The sequence below is a fragment of the Roseiflexus castenholzii DSM 13941 genome, assembly GCF_000017805.1.
Taxonomy (GTDB): domain Bacteria; phylum Chloroflexota; class Chloroflexia; order Chloroflexales; family Roseiflexaceae; genus Roseiflexus; species Roseiflexus castenholzii.
Genome location: NC_009767.1, coordinates 1,760,330 through 1,779,496, shown reverse-complemented (window position 1 = coordinate 1,779,496; position 19,167 = coordinate 1,760,330). Strand labels below are relative to the sequence as shown.

At 59.7% G+C, this 19,167-nt stretch carries 15 protein-coding genes; 8 read left to right on the top strand and 7 right to left on the bottom strand.

All coding sequences use genetic code 11. The features are described 5' to 3' along the window. Positions 1–3 precede the first annotated feature (3 nt). From RCAS_RS07100 to RCAS_RS07065, 8 genes are all read left to right on the top strand, one after another. Positions 4–513, top strand: coding sequence for a beta-galactosidase (locus RCAS_RS07100; protein ID WP_041330351.1), 510 nt, complete (start codon positions 4–6; stop codon positions 511–513). Then, a complete protein-coding gene (locus RCAS_RS07095; protein WP_041330346.1) occupies positions 510–2,492 on the top strand; it encodes a hypothetical protein in 1,983 nt (660 codons plus the stop codon). The genes RCAS_RS07100 and RCAS_RS07095 overlap by 4 nt, the downstream gene beginning before the upstream one ends. A gap of 123 nt (positions 2,493–2,615) precedes the next feature. Then, on the top strand, positions 2,616–3,779 hold the full coding sequence (locus RCAS_RS07090) for a DNA cytosine methyltransferase (protein WP_012119914.1): 1,164 nt from the start codon (positions 2,616–2,618) through the stop codon (positions 3,777–3,779). Further along, complete coding sequence (locus tag RCAS_RS07085) at positions 3,766–4,635, top strand: hypothetical protein (protein WP_012119913.1); 870 nt, start codon at positions 3,766–3,768, stop codon at positions 4,633–4,635. Before RCAS_RS07090 ends, RCAS_RS07085 begins: the two co-directional genes overlap by 14 nt. A gap of 3 nt (positions 4,636–4,638) precedes the next feature. Beyond that, complete coding sequence (locus tag RCAS_RS07080) at positions 4,639–5,049, top strand: very short patch repair endonuclease (RefSeq protein ID WP_012119912.1); 411 nt, start codon at positions 4,639–4,641, stop codon at positions 5,047–5,049. Next, complete coding sequence (locus RCAS_RS07075; RefSeq protein WP_012119911.1) at positions 5,049–6,014, top strand: iron-containing alcohol dehydrogenase; 966 nt, start codon at positions 5,049–5,051, stop codon at positions 6,012–6,014. The genes RCAS_RS07080 and RCAS_RS07075 overlap by 1 nt, the downstream gene beginning before the upstream one ends. 64 nt (positions 6,015–6,078) lie before the next feature. After that, a complete protein-coding gene (locus RCAS_RS07070; RefSeq protein ID WP_012119910.1) occupies positions 6,079–7,353 on the top strand; it encodes a 6-phospho-beta-glucosidase in 1,275 nt (424 codons plus the stop codon). A 3-nt stretch (positions 7,354–7,356) separates the two neighbouring features. Next, positions 7,357–8,553, top strand: a complete 1,197-nt coding sequence (locus RCAS_RS07065) for a hypothetical protein (RefSeq protein ID WP_012119909.1) — start codon at positions 7,357–7,359, stop codon at positions 8,551–8,553. A gap of 147 nt (positions 8,554–8,700) precedes the next feature. On the opposite strand, the gene prmC is transcribed toward RCAS_RS07065, so the two are convergent. The 7 genes from prmC to RCAS_RS07030 all read right to left on the bottom strand — a co-directional run bounded on the left by prmC (position 8,701) and on the right by RCAS_RS07030 (position 19,159). Next, on the bottom strand, positions 8,701–9,570 hold the full coding sequence (gene prmC / locus RCAS_RS07060) for a peptide chain release factor N(5)-glutamine methyltransferase (protein ID WP_012119908.1): 870 nt from the start codon (positions 9,568–9,570) through the stop codon (positions 8,701–8,703). A gap of 3 nt (positions 9,571–9,573) precedes the next feature. Then, on the bottom strand, positions 9,574–10,107 hold the full coding sequence (locus RCAS_RS07055; protein WP_012119907.1) for a hypothetical protein: 534 nt from the start codon (positions 10,105–10,107) through the stop codon (positions 9,574–9,576). A gap of 21 nt (positions 10,108–10,128) precedes the next feature. Continuing rightward, positions 10,129–12,825, bottom strand: a complete 2,697-nt coding sequence (locus RCAS_RS25890) for a SpoVR family protein (protein ID WP_012119906.1) — start codon at positions 12,823–12,825, stop codon at positions 10,129–10,131. Between the two features lie 19 nt (positions 12,826–12,844). Beyond that, positions 12,845–13,954 (bottom strand): DUF444 family protein, encoded by a 1,110-nt coding sequence (locus tag RCAS_RS07045; RefSeq protein ID WP_012119905.1) that lies wholly within the window; start codon positions 13,952–13,954, stop codon positions 12,845–12,847. A 184-nt stretch (positions 13,955–14,138) separates the two neighbouring features. Next, complete coding sequence (locus RCAS_RS07040) at positions 14,139–16,217, bottom strand: PrkA family serine protein kinase (protein WP_012119904.1); 2,079 nt, start codon at positions 16,215–16,217, stop codon at positions 14,139–14,141. 342 nt (positions 16,218–16,559) lie between these two features. Beyond that, complete coding sequence (locus RCAS_RS07035; protein WP_041330341.1) at positions 16,560–17,390, bottom strand: SAM hydrolase/SAM-dependent halogenase family protein; 831 nt, start codon at positions 17,388–17,390, stop codon at positions 16,560–16,562. Between the two features lie 11 nt (positions 17,391–17,401). Further along, positions 17,402–19,159 (bottom strand): dynamin family protein, encoded by a 1,758-nt coding sequence (locus RCAS_RS07030; RefSeq protein WP_012119902.1) that lies wholly within the window; start codon positions 19,157–19,159, stop codon positions 17,402–17,404. Between the last annotated feature and the right edge of the window lie 8 nt (positions 19,160–19,167).

Sequence of the window (19,167 nt, the reverse complement as noted above, 5' to 3'; positions counted from 1 at the left end):
TATGTGCCCTGGTGCTGGCATGAACCGCAACCCGGCGTGTTCGACTTTACCGGCGCGATCGATCCGCAGCGCAATTTGCTGCGCTTTGTGCGTCTGTGTGACTCGCTCGGTCTGCGCCTGATCCTGAAACCGGGTCCGTTCGTCGATGCAGAATTGCTCGGCGGCGGCATTCCGCTCTGGTTGTTGCAGAATTATCCCGAAATCCACGCGCGCCGCGCCGACGGAGACCTCTGGCGACAATCCGACAGCAATGCACCGCGCGCATGGTATCTGCATCCGGTCTATCTCGCGGCTGCGCGGCGCTGGATCGATGTGTTCTCAACCGCGATGCTGCCCTTTCAGCATCCGTCGGGTCCAATCATTGCCCTTCAGGCCGACAATGAAATCCCCGGTGATGGCATGCTTCCGGCTGATGTCGGGCTTGATCCGCGTCTAATTATAACGTCCACGTCGTCGAATATCTGTGGCGCAAGTTCGCCGGGGAGGGAGCGCCTGCGCCGCCGCGCGCGTTGACCCCGCCATCGACCGTTGCCGACCTCGAACGGTATTTGATGCTCGAAACGTTCACCGACCAATGGTATGCTCAGGCGCTGGTAGCAGTCGTTGACATGCTGCGCGCGGCGGGATGGCAGGCGCCAATCTTTCACGATCTGCTGGCAGCGCCATGGCATCGCTGCGGTACTATCGTCGATCTGTCGGCGATGGCGCGCGCCGCAGGCTGGCTGGGGTTCAATGTCTATGCGGAAGATGTTGCAGCGCCGTTCGTTGGCGGTGAAGGATATTCCCTTTCCTTCGAGGAATATGTCCATTATGGATTCTGGCGTCCGCGCCTGATGGCGGCGCTGAGCCGTGATTATCCGGTGTTGGTCGCCGAAATCAGCGCTGCGCAGGATTTTTATCTTGCGACTCCGTTGATGGGCGGGGCGCAGGCGATCAATGTGTACGTCGCTGCGCAGGCGCACCCCGATAATCCAATGATTGGCGCGTTGCCGCGCTGGGCAATGGAAGCGCCGCTGCAACCGAACAGTAGCGTGCGCCGGCGGTTCTGGCATGCCAAGACACTCTTCACGCTTCTTAGTGCTGCGGGACCGGATTTTACCGCTGCCGCATGCCCTGCAAGCGTCGCTATCGGCTATTCTCATCTTCCCGAACGAGTAGCGCAGCATACCAGCGAGACGCTGCACGCCATCACCGCCGGGTGCGCTACCGGTCGACGCGCTCAGGCGCTCGCTCAACGCCTCGTGCGCGCCGGTATCGCCTTCCATGTTGTTGATGTGGATATTGCAACTCAGGAAGACCTGACAGCCTATCCGCTGCTCCTCGTCCCTTCGGCGGCGCTGATGGCGCGCGCAACGCAACACAAACTGGCAGGCTGTTCCAACCTGGCGCTGATGGGGCATGTGCTGCCAACATTCGATGAACATCTGGCGCCCTGCGATCTGCTGCATTTCATTCACGCGCCCACTTTGGGCGACCATGCGCAACCTGCTGACATGGAAGAGTCGCCCGCACTGCTCCTGTTGCCGGATGATGTGGAGATTGAGCGCATCGTGCAACTGATCGAGCGACGCGGCGGATATGCGCGGCATGGCTGGGCGGATGCGCGCGATGTTGATGTCACGGTGCGCCATGGCCATCGCCTGACCATTGTGTGCGTTGCGAACCGTCGCCCGGAGCCTTATCGCGGCGCCCTGACGCATCGTTGCGCCGATGGCTCGCTGCAACATCTCCATATTGGCATTGGCGGTTTGCGGATCGGGCTGATCATCATCAGCAACGATGAGGTCATCGGTTGTGCGATGGGTGGCGACGCTGCGGAAGGCGCCTGGTTCGTGCGCGGCATGCATTCGAGTATGATGTTCAGCGGAAGTGAAGGCGTTGTTGCTCCGTGCGGCAACGGGCTGCGCCTGTCGGCGGCGCAGAGTGGTCGCTTCCAGTTGCGACGACCGGAAGGCTGGAATGGATTGCGACCCTGCCGTTTGCTGCTGAGCGGCGATGTCTTGCCCGTTTCTGTTCACATTGAAGGAGCGCATCTCACCCTGCCGTATGTGAGTGAAGATGAGCGCGGCGTAACGGACAGTTATCTCCTGTTGCCTGAGGGTCCGGCGACCGAGCCGATTCGCGTCGATCTGTATGCACTGCTCCGCGCGCGGGCGCAGATGCTGCGCACTGCCATCGATCCTCCGCCGGACGATGGGACCGATCCGGCGCCCTCTCTCACTGACGCTTTCCGGCTCTTTGCGTCAATCGCGGATGCGTTGGAGGCGCTGGCGGATCACCCCTTCACCCTCGATACATACGCCACCGCATGGCAACGCGCGACAGTTGCGTGCGAACCGGCGGTCGCTGCGCTGGCGCGGGAACTCGCGCGCGCGCGCAGCAACCGGTTCACCGGCGCTCTGAGCGAGGCGCAGGACGCAGCGCCCGAGGCGCGCCTGTGCGCGGCGCCGGAACGTGTGGCGCGCGCCAGCCTGCGCTATGAGCGGGAGTAGACGCTCTTGACGGTTAATCCCGAACGTGGTGCAAACGGGTTGCTCCACATCATCATTGCGCGCATGCCGGCATATGTTAGAATGTCTCCACGTTTCCGAGTTTCCATTCGGTGAGCATCGATCATGACCGGCCTGACCTTCTACGAATTCTTCGCCGGCGGCGGCCTGGCACGGATTGGACTGGGACCACAGTGGACCTGCCTGTTCGCCAATGACATCGACCCCAAAAAAGCGGACGTGTACCGGCGTAACTTCTCCGGCGCGCCAGAGCTGGTTGTTGCGGATATCCATCGTGTGACGACGGATATGCTTCCGGGTCGCGCGCTATTGGCATGGGCGTCGTTCCCCTGTCAGGATCTGTCGCTCGCGGGGAAAGGCGGCGGGTTGCGCGCCGAACGCAGCGGCACATTCTGGTCATTCTGGAATCTCGTGACCACGCTCGACCGGGAAGGGAGACCGGCGCCGATCATTGCCATTGAAAATGTTGTCGGTTTGCTTACCTCAAATCGAGGACGCGATTTTCAGGAACTGGTCTCGGTTATTGTTGCACAAGGATACCGCCTGGGCGCCATGGTCATTGACGCCGTGCATTTCGTTCCTCAATCGCGACCACGGCTCTTCATCGTTGCAGTCAAGGACGACGTGACGATACCAGAGATGGTGATCACGCCCACGCCGCACGCAACGTGGCATCCGGCAGCGGTCGTTCGCGCCTTCCGTCATCTCGCGCCATTGGCGCAAGATGCATGGGTCTGGTGGAGTCTCCCCTTGCCACAACGAACGCCACGCCGTATTCACGATGTGATCGATCCTGAGCCAACCGGCGTTTCCTGGCATCGCCCCGAAGAAACACAACGCCTCCTGTCACTGATGTCTCCGCTCAATCTCGCCAAGGTGCGTCACGCGCAGTTGACCGGTCGTCTCCACATCGGCGCCATCTACAAGCGCACGCGCCTTCAGAACGGAGCCAAGCGCCAGCGCGCAGAAGTGCGGTTCGATGGCATCAGCGGTTGTCTGCGGACACCGGCTGGAGGTTCGAGCCGACAGACGATTCTGGTCGTCGAAGGGGATGTCATCCGCTCACGGCTGCTTTCGGTACGCGAAGCGGCGCGCTTAATGGGCTTGCCCGACCGATACTGGTTGCCTGGACGCTACAATGACGGGTATTATGTCATGGGCGACGCGGTCGTCGTGCCCGTCGTTTCGTGGCTGGAGGAGCATATCCTTCGTCCGATTGCAACATCTATCGTGCAGAATGAGGAGTCCCTGGCGTATGTCAGCCCGTGAGCCGGTCATTCTCTGTGAGTTATCCGAAGAGACAGAGAGGCTCATCAACGATTACGCCGAAGCGCTGAAAGCGCATGCGCCTCGGATTGGAGACCATGGAATGAATAATGATGAATTCTGGCAATCCGGTCCCTTTCGAGCAGCAATTGAACGTCTGCGCGGTACACAGGCGGCCACGACATCCGAAAAGCGCGAGTTTATTGAGAAAGTTCTTGATTTTTTGAAGCAACAAGGCAAGATAACGGACTGGAAATTCAGCGGTTCAGGCGAGCGACACGACTACGAAGTTCGCGTTGGCGATCGCATCTGTGTCATTGAGGCAAAGGGTTGCCTCGATGGAAACAATACAAATACTTTTCAGCGTCCTGCAAATGCAGACGAGTTCATCATCTGGTCGCTTTGTCAGAATCCTGGTTCAGATCCCCGACATAACGCCTGGTCAGGCATACACACGCGGCTGAGCGCCGAAATGATTTCCAGGAAGGAGCGAGTAGACGGCTTGATTATCTGGGATATGCTTTGCGGCACAAAAGGACGTATCTGTCCTAATCTGACCGCAGCACCTGGACGTGCCGCTCAAATAGACGCCACTCAGGTTCCTCCTCCGTGTTTGTATCTTTTCCCCCGAACCGTGCCCGACGCACGGAACAATCCTGCACCGCAGTGCTGGAAGATCAATGAGGTTGAGTTTCTGAAAATACTCTATGACGCATTTCAGTGTGATGCTCAGGATGTCGTCGAGATCGGCATTAACGTGCAAATGTCAGGTCCTGATGTTGCACGAAAAACCATCTGGAAGCGGGGTGACAACGTAGTCGCCGAGTCGCAATGGACAAAAATCAAGCGAGCGCAATAAGCCATGCCGGATGTCTTTCAACCAGAAGAGCGCAGTCGCATTATGGCGAAGGTTCGCGGCGAAAACACCTCGCCGGAACGCCTGGTGCGCTCGCTGGCACATCGAATGGGGTATCGGTTTCGCCTTCATTGCAAGGATTTACCCGGCAAGCCTGATATTGTTTTGCCGCGCCATAAGAAGGTCATCTTTGTGCACGGCTGCTTCTGGCATCAGCATGAAGGGTGTCCCCACGCCGCGCGACCGACGAGTAATATCGAGTACTGGAACCGGAAACTTGATCGCAATATGGTCCGTGACCGCGAAAACCTGCACAAACTCGCATATCTTGGCTGGAATGTGCTGATCGTTTGGGAATGCGAAACGCGCGACCGCGACAAACTGCTCGAAAAACTGAAAGGGTTCCTCTTGTCCTGATGCCTCCCTCTTTCTACCCGATTCCCGCCATTGTCGAGATGCCGCTGCGCGAAATCACCGAGCAGCGGCGCGTGGCGCAGGTGGCGAGCGGTCCGGCGCTCGCCGCAGCAGTGCGCGCAGGCTTGCGTCTGCCCGCTGCGTGGAACGCCGAACCGCGCGAAGCAAGCGAGCCGCACTTCGAGAACCTGGCGCGCACCGTTCCCGCCGACGCTGAGGTGGTCTATGGCATTGGCGGCGGTCTCGCGGCGGACGCTGCGAAATACGTCGCCTGGCGGCACGGGTTGCCGCTGGCGCTGATCCCAACCGCCCTCTCGGTCGATGCGCACATGACGTGGGTCAGCGGCGTCCGCCGCGATGGGTGCGTGACGTACCTCGCCACCGGTCCGGCTACGGTCGTCTATGCCGATATTCCGTTTCTGGCGGCGGCGCCGCCGCACCTGCGCGCGGCCGGCGTCTGCGACCTTCTCTCAATTGCAACGGCGCTTCACGACTGGCGCTATGCCGAAGAATGCGGTATGAACCCGCCGGAACAACGCTACACGCCGTGGGTTGCCGCTGCTGCACGGGCGATCCTCGATGGCACGCTCGACATTGCGGACGCCGCAGGGCGCGGCGATCCGGCGGGCGTGCGCGAATTGCTGCGGTTGCTGGCGCTCGAAGTGCAACTCTGCAATGTGATCGGGCATAGCCGACCGGAAGAAGGGTCGGAACACTACCTGGCATATGCGCTGGAGGCACATCCGTCGCTTGGTAGCGGCCACGCCCACGGCGATCTGGTGGGTCCGGCGATCCTGCACACGGCTGCCTGGCAGTGCCAGGACATCGCGCCGCTGGAACGGGCGCTGGCGCACGCTGGCGTGCCGCTCGACCGCGTGCCGGAAATGGTGATGCAGGAGGTGATCTGCGAACTTCCTGCGTATGTCCGGCGCCATCGCCTGGCTTTCAGCACCGCGCACAACCTGTAATCGCTCCGTCGCATGGTGGTAGAATGGCAGTGCATCGATGCAATAGCACCATGTGAGGCAACCTGTGAATATCGTTGTCATTGGCGGCGGCAGCACCTATACCCCCGAACTCATCAACGGTCTGATCACCCGGAGTGCAACCCTGCACGTGCGCACGGTCTGGCTTGTCGATCCCGACGAGGAGCGCCTGCACATCGTTGGTTCATTTGTGCAGCGCATGGTTCGTCACGCCGGCGCAGGATTTCAAGTGGAGTTGACCACGGAACGACGCCGGGCGCTCGAAGGCGCCGATTATGTCATCACGCAGTTTCGCGTCGGCGGGCAGCAGGCGCGTCATAACGACGAACTGCTCGGACGGCGGCATCACCTCGTCGGGCAGGAGACGACCGGCGTTGGCGGGTTTGCCAAGGCGTTGCGCACTATTCCCATTGTGCTCGATGTTGCGCGTGATATGCGTGCGAACGCACCGCAGGCGATTCTGCTCAATTTCACCAATCCGGCTGGCATCGTCACCGAGGCGGTAGCGCGTCACGGCGGCGTGCCGGTCATTGGGCTGTGCAACAATGCGATCAATGCGCAGCGCGGCATTGCGCGCATGTGCGATGTGCCGCCGGAACAGGTGTTCATCGAGCAGGTTGGACTGAACCACCTGAACTGGATCCGGCGGGTGACGATCAATGGCGAGGACGCGACCAACGCCGTGATCGCGGCGTATGTCGAGCGTCTGCGCCACGATGACGATCCGCTCCGTTTTCCACCCCGGCTCATTCACATACTGCGCGCCATTCCGTCGTCATATCTGCGCTATTTCTATCTTACGCCGCAGATCATTGCGCGGCAGAACAGCGGCGAGCCGACCCGCGCCGAAGTGGTGATGGAAGTCGAGCGCCGACTGCTTGCGCGCTACGCCGACCCGACGCTGCGTGAGATGCCGCCGGAACTGATGGAACGCGGCGGCGCGTACTACTCGACGGCGGCTGCGGCGCTGATCGAATCGCTCTATACCGACGACAACGCCATTCACGTGGTGAATACGCGCAACAATGGCGCTATCCCCAACCTCGCCGACGATGTGGTCGTTGAAATGCCATGTGCGGTTGGGAAATGCGGCGCCACGCCCATTCCCGTTGCTCCGCTCGAGCCAGCCTTCCACGGGCTGACCTGCCAGGTGAAAGCCTATGAACTGCTCACCGTGCAGGCAGCCGTCGAGGGGAACGAAGAAGCAGCGATGCTGGCGTTACTTGCCAACCCGCTCGGTCCCGACGCGGCACACGTTGAAGCCGTTTGGGAGGACATCAAACGAACGAATCGCGGTCTGCTTCCCACTTTCGAGAGGTAACGCATGAGCCAGTCTTCGTTGCTTGCCGGCGCCGCAACTCGTTGTATCACCCCGAACCCTGACGAACGTCCGGTGTTTCTGGCTGGATTTCAGAACAATCGCCGCGCCACGGCAATCGATACCGATCTGTACGTGCGGGCGCTTGCGCTGCGGCTTGACGAGCGCGTCGCCGTAATCGCCGCGTGTGACCTGATCGGTCTGGATCGCGGTGATGTGCTGGATGTGCGCGCTGCGCTCGATACGCGCGGCATCGATTCGTCGGGGCTGGTTGTCGCCTGCACGCATACTCACAGTGGACCGGATACGCTGGGGCTGTGGGGACCGGATCGGAGCGTCAGTGGCGTGGATCCGCTCTATCTGGCGTCGGTGAAGCAGGCGATTGTCGATGCGGTCATCGAAGCGCTGACCTTCTGCTGCCCAGCGCGCCTGCGCTGCGGGATGACGCAACTGCCCGGGTACATTGCCAACTTCCGCGATCCCGGCATCGTCGATGATGAGGTGGCGGTGTTGCAGTTTGTGAAACTCGATGGCGAGGTGATTGCAACGCTGCTCAACCTGGCGTGCCATCCTGAAGTGCTCGACGGTGACAGCACCCTGATTTCGGCGGACTACGCCGGATATGCGTGCCGGGAAGTGGAAACGCGAGTCGGTGGTGTAGCGTTGCACGTATCCGGCGCACTTGGGGGCATGTTGTCCCCTGACACCAACGACCGCACCCCGGCATGGGCGGAACATATGGGGCGCGCCTACGCTGAGACAGCGCTGACGGCGCTCGCGGCACAGCCTACCGTCGAAGTCGAGCGACTCGACGTGCGGCGCGCCGAGTTCGACCTGCCGCTCGCCAATCCATTGCTGCTTATGGCGCAACAGATGGGAGTGCTACGAGCGCGCCAGCCAGTCAACGGCGCCATCATCACCTGCTGCACCTCTATCGATCTCGGTCCGGCGCAGATCATCACCATTCCCGGTGAACTGCTGCCACGGTTGGGGTTTGAACTCAAAGCGATGCTGCCCGGTCCGTACCGGATGCTCATTGGTCTGGCGGACGACGAGATTGGCTACATTCTGCCTGACGATGAATTCATTCCTCCTGCTGATTACATGAACCCTGGGAAGCAGTACGAGGAGAGCATGTCGATCGGTCCAACCACCGGCTCACGACTGCTGACAGTGGCGCGGGGATTGATCGGAGATCGTTGACGATAGAGGCGCGCCGATCAGTGGCACAGACGGATCGGGCGCGGGTCGAGGCACGGCGCCTTTCGCCCGCACGGGTGGAGCAGATCGCCCGCACAGGCAGCGCGCCACGTCTGGACGGTTGTCGTTTCCACAGGCAACATTGAACGTTCAACGTTCAACGTTCACCACCACCACTCGATCCCACCCGGCCAGATCGCGCAACATATGCACTGCCGCAGCCGGGAATGCCTGGCGCGCCAGCGCCGTCACCGCCTCCGCCTGGGTTGCGCCGATCTCCAGCATCAACGCACCACCGGGGCGCAGCGCCTGTGGCGCCGTTGCCAGCAGGCGACGATAGACGGCAAGACCGTCGCTGCCGCCGTCGAGCGCCAGATGCGGTTCGTGCAACCGCACGCCAGCGTCAATCTCGTTGAGGATCGTGTATGGAGGATTGCTGACTGCCAGATCGACCGCTTGTGGCAGTGGCGCCAGCAGATCGCCGCAGAGCAGCGTGATACGTTCAGCAACGCCGTGCAATTCGGCGTTTTGCCGCGCGACTGCCAGCGCATCGGGAGACAGGTCGGTAGCGTAGACCACGGCATTGGGCAGGTGTCGCGCCAGCACAATGGCGATGCACCCGCTGCCGGTTCCAATATCGGCGATCAGCAGCGTATCGTGCGGAGAATAATGCTGCCGCGCCCATTCGAGCGCGGCATCGACCAGCGCTTCGGTTTCGGGGCGCGGCACGAGCACGCGCCGATCAACAACGAACTCCAGCCCATAGAACTCTTTGCGCCCGGTCAGATAGGCGACCGGTTCACGCGCCGCGCGGCGCTCTACCAGCGCGCGAAACGTCTGAAGGGCATCATCGGGAATAGTTTCCTGAAGCCGCGCAAGAACACGAGCGCGTGACCAGCCGAGCGTATGCGCCAGAAGGATTTCGGCATCCAGACGCGGCGTGCTGCTTACTTCCCGCAGCGCCTCGACCGCCGAAGCAAGCGCCTGAGCCAGGGTTGCCTGCGCATTGGGAGGCGTCACCCGCTATGCCTCACAGGTCAATGCCCGTTCGAGCGCAGCAGCCATGCGACCGATCAGCGCAAACGTCGCCGGATATTCGACACGCTCGCGCTCCGGCATTCCCGGCGCCCAGCGATATCGGGCAAGCGTGGCGGACGGTTGATCGGCGCAGTGCAGGACGACCTCCCAATAGGTCACCTCAGACTCGTCGCGGTGCGGCGGCGACGAGCGCAGTTGCGCAATCCTTTCACTTGCTTCGAGTTCCCAAACAGCCAACGGCTCTTCAAGGAAACCCAATGCCCGGATCGTTGCCGCCGCGTGGTCACTCAACCAGGCGCGCACGTCAGGAACCATCGGCGCAGCGTGGCATGTCACCGCGAGTTCGCGCAGCGTCGCACTGAAACGATCCAGATCGGCGAGATCGACACGCGCATCGGCGGCATCGGCAGGCACTGCAACCACCTTTGCGCCATCATCGCTCCAGGAAAGGGCGCTCACCACCTGCGGACCTTCACTCGCCAGGCGTTTCAATGTATCGACCGTCTGTTTCCCGAGCATGGTCTTTCCTCCCCAGCAGACCTAATCCATCTTCCGTTCCGAGAAATCACGTCCGTCGAATGAGATCAATCGCCGCTTTTCGTCCACGACTGTTTCGAGATGCACCGGGCGCGTCCAGATGCGCTGAATATTGCGCAACGTATCGCGCGCATAGTCCATCTTCAGTTCGACCCCCTCATAACGATGGCGCAGATAGAGTTCGCCGCGATTGTTGTAATTGCCATCTTCGACATAAATGAACGGTTGACCGAAATTGGTCAGGCGGAACAGGAGTTTCTCCTTAATCTCCTTGAACTCGCGCGACGCAATCTCATACATGTCTGTATCACGATTATACCGGAATGTAAAGAGCTTCTGCTCCATCACAAACTCCGGCGTCAGGAACTCGTCGATGAAGGTGACATCGTTGTAGAGACGGCGTATCTCGAACAACTTCTGACGCCCTAGCCCCAGTTGCTTATCCCAACTGAGTTTGGCAGCCAGGTCTTCACACTCCTCGTACTCCTTACCAAAGCGCCCGGTATTCCAGCGAAACTCGATATTGCGCAACAGTTCGAGTCCGAGTTTATACGGATTGAGGCGACCGGGATGGACCGCCACCACCCCGGAGTGATGGTCGGCAAAGTCGATCAACTCATCATCGCGCAACGCCTTTTTCGTCATAATCTCCGAGTGCCAGTAGCTATTGTGGTTGATGAACCCCTGCGCGGCGTAGCGGTGCGTTGCATGCACCGAGATATCGTACACATGAGCGCGTCCCCGCTCAATTGCCACAATCTCGTCCGACCACTCCTCACGCTGAAACCGGCGCCGATCCTCGATAGAGTGCGCCAGCGCCGCCTGCTTGCGCGCCAGACCGAAGCCGATCTCGGCGAAGAAGACAGCAGCCGAACGACCGGTGGCGCGAATGTGCCATGTACCATCCGTATTGGCGCAGCGGCTGGCGAGAATGCCAAAGTTGAGCAGCAGCACCTGAACGGTTCTGCCCATCTCCTCGCTGGCGGTGGAGAGAACAACGCCAGCATCGCCTGCACAGCCATCGCAGTCGTACAGCGCACGCAGGAACGCCGCAACGACCGGCTTCGGCGAGCGCAGAATGACGTCGGGCACACGCTTTTCGCGCGCTGCAACGCCGGTTTTGAGACCAAGGTGGACCAGGAAATCCTGAGCGTCGCGCGAATAGAAAGAGACGCGCCAGCGGTTTCCATCCCTGCGCCAGCGCGCTTCGATGCCGAACAGTGAACGGACCAGATCGGCGAAGGCGCGCGCCTGATCCTCATCGGCGGTCATCAATTCGATGGCGTGCCTGACCGCGCTGATATGCCCACCGCCGCACAGATACCCCAGGAACGCCGCCAGGCGCTCATCTACAACCTCCGGCACACGAATGGGGACCCGTCGCCGGATGATCGGGCCGTGGTCAGCGATGGCGGCATCGTATGCTGCGACGAGCGACGCCGGCGTTGTTGCGTGAACGCCACGCACGCTGCGCTGGTAGCGGATGACGGTCTCGACCTCGACCTCTGCCGCATCAGCGATCTGCGCGAGGGTCGCATGGCGCACCGGCGACCAATCCAGGGCGACATACTGTTGCGCCCACAAGTTCTGACCGCCGCCAATCCTGACCCTTTCGCCAACCTGGAGTTCATCGAGGCGGCGCCAGCCGCCGTCGGGCAGCATGACGCGATGGTTGACCGAGCCTTCGAGTTCCAAGCCGCGCCGCGTGCGCACCCGGATCGTCTCATAGTTCTCGAACGCCGCCCAATCATAGACGGCTTGCGGCGTTTCGCCGTCGCTCACCCGCACCGCCTGTCGCTGAGCGACGATATCGCCGATGCGGAGCACGCCCTGATCGGTGAACACCAGCGTATCGTATCGGCAGCAGGCCCACCCTTCATTGAGGATCTTCGTCATTCCCTGAGGCGCGAAATAGTACGCCTCATCGCGCACAATTTCGAGGATCGAATGCTGCCAGCGTTCCAGCGGTGCGTAATTCATGAGAAAGAGGAGCACATCCTTCTGCGGATTCTCCGGGAACTTCTTCTGACGAGCGCGTTCGCGTTCGAGCCGTTTTCGCTGCTGCTCAATAAACTCCGGCGGATTGATATAGTCGCGCATGTAGCTGCGTTCGACCGGCAACCCCTCGACCACCGGCAGATCCTCCTCTGCCAGAACCGAATGATGGGTCTGTGCTTCGGGGCGCTTGATGTACGGCGCGTGATAGTCGATCAGGTTTTCGAGCGAGAGACAGATATCGATGAACTCCTCGACCGTCTCATAGCCATAGCGGTCGATCATTCGCTGCACACGAGCAGCGTGATTCGCCATTTCATCGAGCATTTTGCGGTTCGTATGCGCGAACCACATATTATTCTTGAAGAAATCGACGTGCGCCGCCACATGCGCCATCACCATCTTCTGCGTCACCATCTCGTTGCCTTCGAGCAGGTACGCATACGACGGATTGGTATTGATGACCATCTCATAGATCGTCGAGCCAAGCCAGATATGGCCCTTCATGAGTTGGTCATACTCCATACCGAAGCGCCAGTGGGGATAGCGGATCGGAAATCCGCCCAGCGCTGCCGTCTCGTAGAGGGTGCGATAATCGAGAACTTCATAAATAATAGGGAAGAAATCAAGCCCATACTCCTTTGCATAGGTCTCAATCTCCTCCCATGCTGCCTGCAACTCTGGGGGAAGACGGGTACTTTTCATATGTGACACCACTTATGCGCTACCGACCCTTGCCAAGAAAATCCTTGATCGCATCGTAGATATCGTCGCGATCGGCAATCTCCGAGATCACCAGCGCCTCATGCTTGCCCAGGTGCTCTTCGAGGTCGTGCGCAAAGCGCCCCGAGCCGTAGAGCGAACGCACCTGACCATAGCAGAACTGATTGACCTTGGGAAGAAGTTGGGTGCGCAGCAATTCGATGCACTCGCGCGTATCGCCGCCACCCCAGTTGTCGCCATCGGAGAAGTGGAACGGATAGATATTCCACTCATCAGCCGGGTAGCGCTCATCGATCAGTTTATTGCACAATTTGTACGCCGAACTGATCTTGGTGCCGCCGCCTTCGCGGATGTGGTAGAACGTCTCCTGATCGACCTCTTTTGCAGCAGCATCGTGAACGATATAGCGAATATCGATCGCCTTGTACTGCGAGCGCAGCCAGGTTTCAATCCAGAATGCCGTGATGCGCACCAACTCCTTTTGCTCAGCGCCCATCGAGCCGCTCACGTCCATCATGTAGATAATGACCGCGTTCGACTCTGGCTGAAGCGTTTCCTTCCAGGAGCGATAGCGCATATCCTGGCGGATCGGCACGACGATCGGATCGGCGAGGTTGTACTCACCCGACGAAATCTGGCGTTTGAGCGCTTCGCGATAGGTGCGTTTGAAATGCCGCAGCGAGTCGGGACCAACACGGCGAATGCCGGAATACCGATCCTTCTGCGAGACAATATTCTTTTTGCCCTTGGGCTGGATGTTGGGCAATTGCAGTTCTTCGCCAAGGATTTGCGCCAATTCTTCGATGGTAACATCGACCTCGATCACGTGCTGCCCTGGTTCCGAGCCAGCCTCGCCCTGCCCCGACTGGCCATCACCCTGCCCAATTGGGTCGCCAACGTTGCCATCGCCCTGCCCAACCCCGCCACTCTGGCGTGTGCCATAGCGGAACTGCGGCAGATCGATCTGCGGCAGCGGGATCGACACATATTTGCGCCCCTGGCGTCCAATCATTTCGCCCTGCGACATGTACTTGCGCAGGTCTTTTTTGATCTTGCCGCGTACAATCTGGCGGAACCGGTTCAAATCACGCTCAGCGCGGTGAATCGACATAGTGATGTCCTTTGGGGGTAGAGGTTGCGAGAACTGAGAACTGAGAACTAAGAACTGAGAACTGAGAACCTGGTTTCCTGGTCTCTACTCCTCTCTCGCCGCTTGCCCCTGAACTTTTACCTTTTGCCTTTCGGCGCTTGCCGGGGTAGGCGAAGGCACCGCCTTCACCCGCCCAGGCTGGCGCTTAGTGCTTCATATCGCCGCGCGCAAAGATGCTGGCTACATAGTTGAGCACGTCGGTTGCGCTCTGTTCGTTGTACCCAAAATCGCGGATCAGGCGCGCCTTGACCACATCGATCTTCTCCTGGGTATCCTTATCGATAACCCGCGAGACCAGCGACGTAAGCTTGATCGAGTCCTTCTGATCCTCGAACAATTTGAGTTCGAGCGCCTTGTGCAACCGTTCATTCGTCTTATAGTCGAACGTTTTGCCCTCAATCGCCAGCGCGCCGATATAGTTCATAATCTCGCGACGGAAGTCGTCCTTGCGGCTTTCGGGAATATCGATCTTCTCCTCAATCGAGCGCATCAACCGCTCGTCCGGCTCCTCGAACTGACCGGTGAACTTGTTGCGCACGCGCTCGCGCTGCGTATAGGCTTTGATGTTGTCGATATAGTTGGCGCAGAGGCGCTTGATCGCTTCCTCATCGGCGCTGATGGCGCGCTGTACTTCGTTCTTCACGATTTCGGTATACTCCTCTTTCACCACCGAGAGCAGGTCGCGATAGCGTTTGCGATCCTCCTCGGAGGTGATCAGCGCATGGTTCTTCAGCCCATTCTCGAGTTCATTCAGGACCATGAACGGGTTGATATACCCATCCGCCTGATAATTGACCAGCGCATTCGAGATTTTATCCTGGATATAGCGCGGGCTGATCCCCTGCATGCCCTCGTTGGGCGCTTCCTTGCGCAATTCTTTGATATTGTCCTCGGTAAAGCCGGGCAACGTGCGCCCATTGTAGAGCTTGAGCTTCTGCAACAGGGTCAGATTTGGCTTCTTCGGCTCATCGAGGCGCGTCAGCACCGCCCACATTGCCGCGACCTCGAGCGTATGCGGCGCAATATGCACCTTGACCCGCTTCTTGTTGAAGTCGCGCTCGTAGATCTTGATCTCATCGCGCAGGCGGGTGATATACGGAATATCAATGCGCACCGTGCGGTCCTTGAGCGCCTCCATGAACTCATTGTTTTCGAGACGGCGATACTCCGGCGAGTTCGTGTGCCCGATGATCACCTCATCGATGTCGGTCTGCGCAAATTTCTTCGACTTGATCTTGTGCTCCTGCGACGCCCCCAGCAGGTCGTAGAGGAAGGCGACATCCAGTTTAAGCATCTCGATGAATTCGATAATGCCGCGGTTCGCAATATTGAACTCGCCATCGAAGTTGAACGCGCGCGGGTCGGAGTCCGACCCGTAGATCGCAATCTTGCGATAGTTGATATCGCCCGTCAGTTCGGTCGAGTCCTGGTTCTTTTCATCCTTTGGTTGGAACGTCCCGATACCGATCCGATCCTGCTCGCTAAACACCAGGCGTCGCACCCGCACATGGCGAATGACCTTACTCCAGTCGCCCTGGTAGCGCAGCATGAGATCACGGAAATTGAAGCGGCACGACGGGCAGAGATCGCCGACGATGCGAATGGCGTACTCACCGTTGTAGCCGTCGGTCAACTCCTCGATGAAGCGCTCGCGCGTCTCAGCCGGAATGAGGCGCAGCGGCTCTTCGTGCATCGGGCATTTCTCCCACTCCGACTCCGGCGCCTGTCGCCAGTCCCAGTTCTCGGAGTCGATGATGCCCATATACCAGTCGAACGTATAGAGCGCGCCGGCCTCGGTCTTCGAATACTGCTCAAGCCCGCGCTTCAACCGCCGGACAATCGTCGACTTGGAGGAGCCGACCGGACCGTGGAGCAGGAGCACACGCTTCTCGGTGCCATATCCCTGCGCTGCGGCTTTGAAGAAGTTGACCAGGCGCATCAGGGGAATCTCGAGACCGAAGATGGCATCATCGGCATCGAACGAAGGATCGCTGAAGAAGTGATAGCGGATCAACTTCTTCTTCGCATCGATGAACTCCTCATGCCCATACGACATGATCATGTCGTAAATGCGCTGGAATGCATTGCGCGTCACCTTCGGATTGCGGGCGACAATGTCAAGATAATCGCCGAAGGTGCCGGTCCAGTTCAGTTCGCGGAATGTTTTGAGATCCTGGAGCTCGACCACCCGCTGCAGCAACGAAACGCCGCTCTGGATTGTCATGAATCGTCCTCCTGATGTGTTGCCGCCATTCGCGTCTGCGAATACCTGCGGCACAATGGACCGAATACGACAGCCTGAACTGCCGCCGCCGGTCGGATATCTGTGGTCCTGATAACGTGCATTGACTCCAACTGTAGATGGTGCGCTGCCCCAACGAAGAGATGCGGTCCACCGCAGATCTATACACCCGCTGGTTGCTGCACCGATACAGCCAGACATCTCAGGGGGCGGGTAGGAGGCCTGGTATTCCAGGTGTTGATCATTATAGCAATCCGCGTATCGAGCGTCAAGGGAATATTACAGGAGAATCGGGAGATTGCAAAACAAATTTTCGCCAGCACGCTACGGCGCATCGTGCGTAAACGGGAACACGCGCACAATGTCACCGATCCCCGCACCTAGCGTTTGCGCGGCATTGCCGTTGCGCACAGCGATCTCCAGGTGGTCGCTGCTGCCGATCAGCGCGACGAGCGCGCCAATCGGGACGTCGGAATACGTTCGGTACAATCCTTCGATGCGCTGTCCGATCAACTGGGCAGCCATGCGCTCGCCGATCCCGGCTTCCTTCAAGTGCTTCAGGGTGATATTGGTAATGCAATTGCCGAAATGGTCGATATGGATGATTCGTCCAACCAGTTCGCCCTGCCGCCCACGCGACGGTTGCTCCAGCATGGCTTCGACGATCTCTTCACACTGCTCGCCGAACTCCGCTGGCGGAACGCCAAGGGTGAGATGCGCCGCCACCGGCGCAAACACATCGCGCCCGTGGAAGGTGCTACTGACATGCGGCAACCAGTAGCGCGACTCGGTCAGGTTGTAGACTGCGCACTTTTCTGTGCCCCACCGTGCCATCGCTTCGCGCCAGACATACGTCAGCACGCCGTTGTCCGGCGCGACATACGCGGCAACCGGAGTCGTCAGGATGATCCGGCGCCGTTTGCTCCCCACCCCCGGATCGACGACTACGACATGCACCGTCCCCGGCGGGAAGAACGCGCCAAAGGTCTGGACGATGTACGCTGCCTGGTGGATGTCCTGTGGCGCGATCTGATGGGTAATGTCCACAATCGTCGCTTGGGGCGCAATTCCGAGAATAACCCCTTTCATAATGCCAACGTAACTATCCGCCAACCCAAAATCGGTTGTCAGTGTGATGATCCCTGATGGTTGCATACGCCACCTCATCAAGAGCGTTCCACCTCCGCTTGCAATCGACTGATCTCCGCTTCGGCGTCCGACAGTTCGCGCTGTGTTGTCAGCAGATGGTCGTGCTGGGTGTAGACAAAGCGGGTGTAGGGGTCGATGGCATCACGAATGCGGGTGATCATGCGGTCAAGTTCAGCGTTGAACTGGCGTTCCATCGTTGCGGTGAGTGTCTCGCGCAGATCGGCGACGCGCTGGTGAAACTGGCGTTTGATCTGGCGGCGCTTATTTGGAATAATGTACAATCCGCCAAGCGCCAGCACACCGGCGACCAGCACGCCGGTCACGTCGAGCAATGCGCCGTGCAGCAACAGCACCAGGAGTGCGCCGATCCCAACGGCGCCGGCGCCAACCAGCGTCGAACTGGCGATTGCTGCACGCACCTCATCGGTCAGCGCCTGCGCCTCCGCTTCGCGGTCGTAGGTGGCGACGATCTTTTCCGCCTCGCGCGCGACCGACTCGATCAAGGCATTCCGATTGTATTCAAAGGTCCCACCGATCTCGCCGATCAGTCCGCTGCGGTGTTGCACCGCTCGCTCGCGGCGCAGATAATCCATGACCCCCTGCCAGATGCGCAGGTTCTTTTCCACCATCCAGTCGATCAGCGCCTGAAGGCGCGCTTCGATCTGCTGCGGTACATCGGCGACGATGTCACGCGCAAACGCTTCGCTGATCTCCTGCTGATGTCGCGCCAGATGAAACAGATTACTGACACGAATGGTCTCATCGAAGAACTGCATGCCGCGCAGTTCGAACTCGTTGAGGATATTGGCGATTTCGGCGCGGTGACGCTGAAAATCGTCGGCAAGATCGCTGCGGAACTGCTCGAGTTGTCGTTCGATATTCTCGATGGCGGCAACATCATCGCGCAGCGCCGCCAGACGATCCTCAACGGCGATCAGGTAGCGTTCCGCTAACCGACGCGCCACCCCGAGGGGTGAGAGCAATTTCAGGCGCACACGCTGCTCTTCGTCCAGGGTGTCGCTGATGTACTGCTCGATTGCCGGAAAGCGACTGGCATCCCACAGCGCCTGATCATCATCGTCGCGCGCCTGGCGTGCCAGCCGCGACGAGACGGCGAAAATCTCGGGGCGCACACCAAACAGGTCTTCGGCATGCCTGCCGACGAATGCGACGACCTCCGCCAGACCGGCGTCGTCGAGCAGGTCGGCTTTGTTGACGATGATGACGACTTTTTTGCCCCAATCGCGGATGAGTTCGAGAAAGGAGCGTTCACTGGCGGAAAACGGCTGGCTGGCGGACGTTACGAACAGCACGAGATCGGCGCGGGGGATAAAGTCGCGCGTCAACTCTTCGTGGCGCTGAATGATCGCATTCGTGCCAGGCGTGTCTACAATCGCCATGCGGCGCAGCACCTCAGCCGGAAATCGATATTCGACCAGAAATGCGCCGCCGACCATCTCGCCCGGCATATCACCATAGCGCAGGACCGTGATCCGGTCGGTGGTCGGGGTCACACCCTCGGCAACGACCGGCGCTCCTATCAGTGCATTGATGAAACTCGATTTGCCCGAATTGTACTCACCGGCGACGACAAGCAGGAAGAGTTCGTCGAGATGTGCGATGGCATCATCGAGAATCCGGACATCGGCAGGCGCCACATCGACGCCGAACCGCCTCAACGCAGCGCGCAACGCCTCGAGCGCCGCGCGAATCGCTTCGAGCAGCGCCTCCTGGCGCTCGGTCAGCAGCTTTCGACCGGTCAGGAATGGCGTCATAGGGGCGA

Excerpts from the sequence above, each read along its gene's own strand:
- RCAS_RS07055 (WP_012119907.1), bottom strand. The coding sequence starts at position 10,107 with ATGCTCGGGAAACAGACGGTCGATACATTGAAACGCCTGGCGAGTGAA.
- RCAS_RS07080 (WP_012119912.1), top strand. The coding sequence starts at position 4,639 with ATGCCGGATGTCTTTCAACCAGAAGAGCGCAGTCGCATTATGGCGAAG.
- RCAS_RS07075 (WP_012119911.1), top strand. The coding sequence starts at position 5,049 with ATGCCTCCCTCTTTCTACCCGATTCCCGCCATTGTCGAGATGCCGCTG.
- RCAS_RS07030 (WP_012119902.1), bottom strand. The coding sequence starts at position 19,159 with ATGACGCCATTCCTGACCGGTCGAAAGCTGCTGACCGAGCGCCAGGAG.
- RCAS_RS07035 (WP_041330341.1), bottom strand. The coding sequence starts at position 17,390 with ATGCAACCATCAGGGATCATCACACTGACAACCGATTTTGGGTTGGCG.
- RCAS_RS25890 (WP_012119906.1), bottom strand. The coding sequence starts at position 12,825 with ATGAAAAGTACCCGTCTTCCCCCAGAGTTGCAGGCAGCATGGGAGGAG.
- RCAS_RS07065 (WP_012119909.1), top strand. The coding sequence starts at position 7,357 with ATGAGCCAGTCTTCGTTGCTTGCCGGCGCCGCAACTCGTTGTATCACC.
- RCAS_RS07090 (WP_012119914.1), top strand. The coding sequence starts at position 2,616 with ATGACCGGCCTGACCTTCTACGAATTCTTCGCCGGCGGCGGCCTGGCA.
- RCAS_RS07040 (WP_012119904.1), bottom strand. The coding sequence starts at position 16,217 with ATGACAATCCAGAGCGGCGTTTCGTTGCTGCAGCGGGTGGTCGAGCTC.
- RCAS_RS07085 (WP_012119913.1), top strand. The coding sequence starts at position 3,766 with ATGTCAGCCCGTGAGCCGGTCATTCTCTGTGAGTTATCCGAAGAGACA.
- RCAS_RS07045 (WP_012119905.1), bottom strand. The coding sequence starts at position 13,954 with ATGTCGATTCACCGCGCTGAGCGTGATTTGAACCGGTTCCGCCAGATT.